This is a genomic window from Synechococcus sp. R6-10, from assembly GCF_047461815.1.
In the GTDB taxonomy this organism is placed as follows: Bacteria; Cyanobacteriota; Cyanobacteriia; order Thermostichales; family Thermostichaceae; genus Thermostichus.
In genome coordinates this window covers 1-1498 of the sequence record NZ_JANSHW010000344.1, presented here as the reverse complement: position 1 = coordinate 1498, position 1498 = coordinate 1, and the positions used below count along the sequence as shown (strand labels likewise).

Here is a 1498-nt window from a genome sequence, read left to right as displayed (position 1 = left end):
TTGGGGGTGCTGTAAACCACCCCAGAGGCTCGTGGTTGGCTTGCCAACTGCAGGGCTACTAAAAGCCCGCTCCGTACCGCCTAGCGGTTGATGTCGGGTAGTTTACACCAGCTCTAGGTGGATCTCCGCTTTTAGCCGTTGGGGGAGGGAAATTTTGAATACATCTCCCTGATTCATTTCGTGGGCATCTTCCATGCTGGCCAGGGCTTCCACCACTTCTTCGGAGTTGGCGGTTAGCACCACAACGGGGCGCTCGCAGGCAATGGGGAAATCGTGCCACGTGCCGAGGTGCAGCAGCAGCCCATGCCCGGCAGGGAATCGCAGGGCTTGTACTTTGTCGAGATCGGGAGCTGCTTTGGGATGGTTGGGAGGAGCCATCACCATGATGAACGGCTCTTGCCCCAGGCCGACAAACAACTGGGTCATACGCATGTGGCGCTCCAGCCAGAGCACAGGTGGATATCCGGGCAGGATCTTAGCCGTACGGATAACGGCTCTGCCGGTGTATTGAAAGTCGATGTTTTGTCCTTCCAGGACACGCCCCTGATAAAAGGGGATCCCCAGCCCAGGATTGGCCACATCGTCCCCTATAAGTTGGCCGAAGGGTTGCACATTTTCTGGGGTGGCATCCACAATCGGCACCCGGACAACGGTGGTGGAAGTTGCAGTCGTGCTCATGGTTTGCATCCTCGCTCTTGATTGGACTGGGGTCAATTGGATTGGAGTCAGGCTTTCTATCTTAATTAATTGTCTTATTGAGATTAATTGTCTTATTGAGAGCAATAGGTAAAGAAACGGTCTTCCCGGTAACGGTCTATACATCTTTGATTCTTAATTTAATTCTTAACTTTGTTCTTCTCGAGGGCTTTGCGGGTTAAACCACCGCTCGATGATGTGGCGAATTTGCCGGGCGGCAGTGCCATCGCCAAAGGGGTTTTGGGCTTGGGCCATGCGGGCATAGGCTTGTGGGTCTGTGAGCAATTCTCGGGCTGCCTTCAGGATCTTTTCGGGGTGTGTGCCTACCAGGCGGGCGGTGCCGGCAGCAATCGCTTCAGGACGTTCGGTGGTCTGCCGCAGCACCAGCACCGGTTTGCCCAGAGCAGGGGCCTCTTCTTGAATGCCGCCGGAGTCGCTGAGGATGAGGGTACAGCGCTGCATGGCGCTCACCCAGAGGGGATAGTCCAGAGGCTCAGTGAGAAAAGCCCGCTCATGGGATCCCAACAGGGCTTGCAGGGGATCCCGCACCAAGGGGTTGGGATGGAGGGGCAAAAGAAGGGCGGTATCGGGAAACTCGGCCAAGATCTGCAGCAGAGCCTTGCCGATGGCGGTTAGGGGATCCCCCCAATTTTCCCGCCGGTGCACGGTAACCAACAGGACACGGTAGCGCTGCCAGTCCAGCCCGGGAATGGGGCAGGGGATCCCTTGGGAGGCCACTTGCAGTAGGGCGTCGATGACAGTGTTGCCGGTGCAATGGATGGATCCCACCACGTGGCTTCGC

At 57.1% G+C, this 1498-nt stretch carries 2 protein-coding genes; both read right to left on the bottom strand.

The annotated features are described in order from the left end of the window. Positions 1-102: 102 nt before the first annotated feature. On the bottom strand, positions 103-678 hold the full coding sequence (locus tag NW837_RS10080) for an ureidoglycolate lyase (protein ID WP_414331190.1): 576 nt from the start codon (positions 676-678) through the stop codon (positions 103-105). Positions 679-843: 165 nt separating this feature from the next. Continuing rightward, on the bottom strand, positions 844-1498 hold a 655-nt coding region (wecB, locus tag NW837_RS10075), incomplete at its 5' end, for a non-hydrolyzing UDP-N-acetylglucosamine 2-epimerase (protein WP_414331188.1).